The organism is Azonexus sp. (genome assembly GCF_036170495.1).
Lineage (GTDB): Bacteria > Pseudomonadota > Gammaproteobacteria > Burkholderiales > Rhodocyclaceae > Azonexus.
In genome coordinates this window covers 1-2,943 of record NZ_JAVHPH010000283.1, presented here as the reverse complement: position 1 = coordinate 2,943, position 2,943 = coordinate 1, and the positions used below count along the sequence as shown (strand labels likewise).

5 protein-coding genes are annotated in these 2,943 nt (G+C 68.4%); all 5 read right to left on the bottom strand.

The genetic code is table 11. The features are described from left to right. Positions 1-679: precorrin-4 C(11)-methyltransferase (gene cobM, locus ADADOO_RS10180; protein WP_511277247.1), on the bottom strand; the 679-nt coding region annotated here is incomplete at its 3' end. A 61-nt stretch (positions 680-740) separates the two neighbouring features. After that, positions 741-1,619 carry an energy-coupling factor ABC transporter ATP-binding protein gene (locus ADADOO_RS10175; protein ID WP_511277246.1) on the bottom strand — a complete coding sequence of 293 codons (879 nt, stop codon included), beginning with the start codon at positions 1,617-1,619 and terminating at the stop codon, positions 741-743. After that, positions 1,616-2,356, bottom strand: a complete 741-nt coding sequence (gene cbiQ, locus ADADOO_RS10170) for a cobalt ECF transporter T component CbiQ (RefSeq protein WP_511277244.1) — start codon at positions 2,354-2,356, stop codon at positions 1,616-1,618. The genes ADADOO_RS10175 and cbiQ overlap by 4 nt, the downstream gene beginning before the upstream one ends. Next, positions 2,346-2,681: an energy-coupling factor ABC transporter substrate-binding protein gene (locus ADADOO_RS10165; protein WP_511277242.1), complete on the bottom strand. Its 336-nt coding sequence runs from the start codon at positions 2,679-2,681 to the stop codon at positions 2,346-2,348. Before ADADOO_RS10165 ends, cbiQ begins: the two co-directional genes overlap by 11 nt. Beyond that, positions 2,678-2,943, bottom strand: a 266-nt coding sequence (locus tag ADADOO_RS10160; RefSeq protein ID WP_511277240.1) for an energy-coupling factor ABC transporter permease, incomplete at its 5' end; no start/stop codon positions are given. The genes ADADOO_RS10160 and ADADOO_RS10165, both read right to left, overlap by 4 nt.

Below are 2,943 nucleotides of genomic sequence, written 5' to 3'. Positions count from 1 at the left end.
CGATCATCGCCTGGCTGCCGACCTTCTCGGCCTGGCACTTGTGCTTGATGTCGGCCAGCGTGCCGCGGATGATCTTTTCCGCGCCCGGCCAGCTCGCTTTCTGCACCACCAGAATCGGCGCCTCCTCCGCCCAGCCGGCCGCCCGCAGGGCGTCCTGGACCTTGTGCAGCAGCGTGATCGACAGATAGATGCACAGCGTCGTGTGGTGCGTGGCCAGCGCCGCGAGGTCTTCGCCGGGCGGCATCGGGGTGCGCCCGGCCACCCGGGTCAGAATCACCGTCTGCGTCACTTCCGGCAGGGTCAGCGTCTCGCCAGCCGCCGCCATCGACGCCATCGCCGAGGAAACGCCGGGGACCACGGCCCAGTCGAGGCCGGCCGCGGTCAATGGCCGGGTCATCTCGATCAGCGCGCCGTAGAGGCCGGGGTCGCCAGTTTGCAGGCGGACGACGGTTCGATGTTGATAGGCCCGGGTGATCAGCCAGTCGGTCATCTCATCGAGCGTCATCTCCTTCGAGTCGCGGATTTCGCAGCCCGCCGGGGCGTAGCGCGTCGCCGCCTGATCGACCAGCGAGCCGGCGAAGAGGATGGCGCCCGCCTGTTCGAGCAGCTGGCGCCCCTTGACGGTGATCAAGTCGGGGTCGCCGGGGCCCGCGCCGACAAACCAGATCTTGCCGGCCATCAGCCCGCCCTCCCGCATCTCGCCCGGGCTACCGGCAGGGTGCTACGGTCGACGGCAAAATTCAGGCAAATTTGCATGTGTTTTCCTTGGCAATGTTGGGTCTGGCGAGCATCGCCAGCAAACCGGCGGCGCCCTGGGGTGATGGCCCGGCCGGCAAGATGCCGCGCCCGACCAGCCCGCGATGCAGGGTGATGATGTCCGGCAGCGGCAGGCCGACGGCGGCCAGCGCCGCGCCGTGCTCGCCCAGTTCGGCCGCCGCCAGCGTTGCCGTGCAGCGGCCGGCCGCCAGCAGGTGGATGCGCTCGGCCCAGCGGTAGGCGAAATCGATGTCGTGGGTCGCCAGCAGTAGCGTGATGCCGCGCCCGTGCAGGCGGTCGAGCACGGCCAGCAGCTCTTCCTGCATGGCGTGGTCGAGACCGGCCATCGGCTCGTCGAGGACCAGCAGTTCCGGCTCCATGGCCAGCACGCCGGCGATGCAGACGCGTTTCTTTTGGCCGAAACTCAGCTTATGCACCGCCTTGTCAGCGTCTGCCTGCATGCCTACCGCCTGCAGCGCAGCGGCAACGCGTTGGCGCACCGTCGCCATGTCGAGGCCGAGATTGAGCGGGCCAAACGAAACGTCTTCCTGGACGCTGGCCGAAAAGAGCTGGTGGTCTGGGTTCTGGAAAACCAGGCCGACCTTGCCGCGCAACGCGCGCAGGCCGGCCCGGCGGTAATCGACGGCGGCCCCGGCATAACGCACGACGCCAGCCTGCGGCCGCAAGAGGCCGTTGGTGTGCTGGAACAGGGTGGTCTTGCCCGCCCCGTTGGCGCCGATCAGCGCATTGCGGCTGCCGCGCCGGATGCTCAGCGAACAGCCGTCGAGGCCGACGCTGCCGTCGGGGTAACGAAAGCTGACGGCGGCCAGTTCGAGCAAGTTGTCGTTCACTTCGCCGCTCATGCCAGTCCCCCGGCCAATGCGATGAGGCTGCCGCCGGCCAGGGCAGCGATGGTGCAATCGCGGCCGCGATGGGCGAAAACCGGTTCAAGGAAACGCAGCGGGCCAGCGTTGTTGCGCGCCTCGGCGGCGATCTGCAGGGCGGCGGCGCGCTGCCAGACCTGCAGGCTGAGGTTGGCGGCGAGCTGGCCGAGCGAGCGCATGGCCAGGCGCGGCGTCGCATAGCCGAGGCGGGCCGACTGCGCGGTCAGTGTGTCGTGTACCACGGCGGAAAAAACGAACAGCATGCGGTAACAGAGGACCATGAGGTCGAGCAGCAACGCCGGTGCCCGCAGCCGCCGTAGCAGCGCGATCAGGTCGGTCAGCGGCGTCGTCAGGCCGAGAAAAAGCAGGGCGGCCAGCGCGCCGAGCGAACGGCTGACGACTTCGGTCGCCTTGGCCAGACCGCCTACCGATAGCGCCAAACTACCGTGGTCCGGCCCGGCATTCAGCGAAAAGGCCAGCGACAGGCTGCTCAAGGCGAGGAAGAACAGGGCCGGCGCCGCGGCCCGCAGGTAGCAGCCAGGCGCGATGCCGGCGCCGAGCAGGGTGACGGCGACCAACAGAGCTGCGACGACGAGTGCGGTCGACGGTGTGCCGGCGGCGAAGGCGGCGATCAAGCCGGCCAGCGCGAAGAGCCCCTTGGCGGCAGGCGCCACCGGCCGCCAGCGGTTGGTGTAGGCGGCTTGCTCAATCAGCACAGGACGGTCGCTCCTGCCGCCGCAGCTTTTCGCGGGTCACCGAAGCGCCCAGGTAATAGCCGATGAAGCCCGCCCCCAGCGCCGCCTGCAAGGCAAACAGCAACGAGGCGATTTCGGCGCTGGCCGGCTCCATCAGTGGTGCGAACCATGGCCGGTAGGCGGGGGCAATCTGGCCGATCAGATCGCGCGCCTTGTTGTCGGCTCCGGCAAAAATCTCGACCGGCTTGCCGCTCGTGTCGGCCGCCGGCTTGTCGACGAGCCACAGCGGCAGCGCGGCGAGCAGCACGACCGCCAGCAACAGCAAGCCATTGACGTGGCGCTTCATGTCCGCGCTCCACCAGTGAGCAGTTTCATGTCCTGCAATTCCTGCGGGTTGAAGCGGGCCAGGGCATTGCAGATGACCACGGTCAGCAGGCCCTCACTGATCGCCAGCGGAATCTGGGTGATCGCGAAAATGCCGGCAAATTTGGCGAAGGAGGCGGCAGCACCGCCGGTTGGGTCGGGGAAGGCCCAGGCCAGCTGAGCCGAGGTGGTCACGTAAGTCAGCAGGTCGGCCAGACTGGCGGCGAGAAAGACGCTGACGGCAA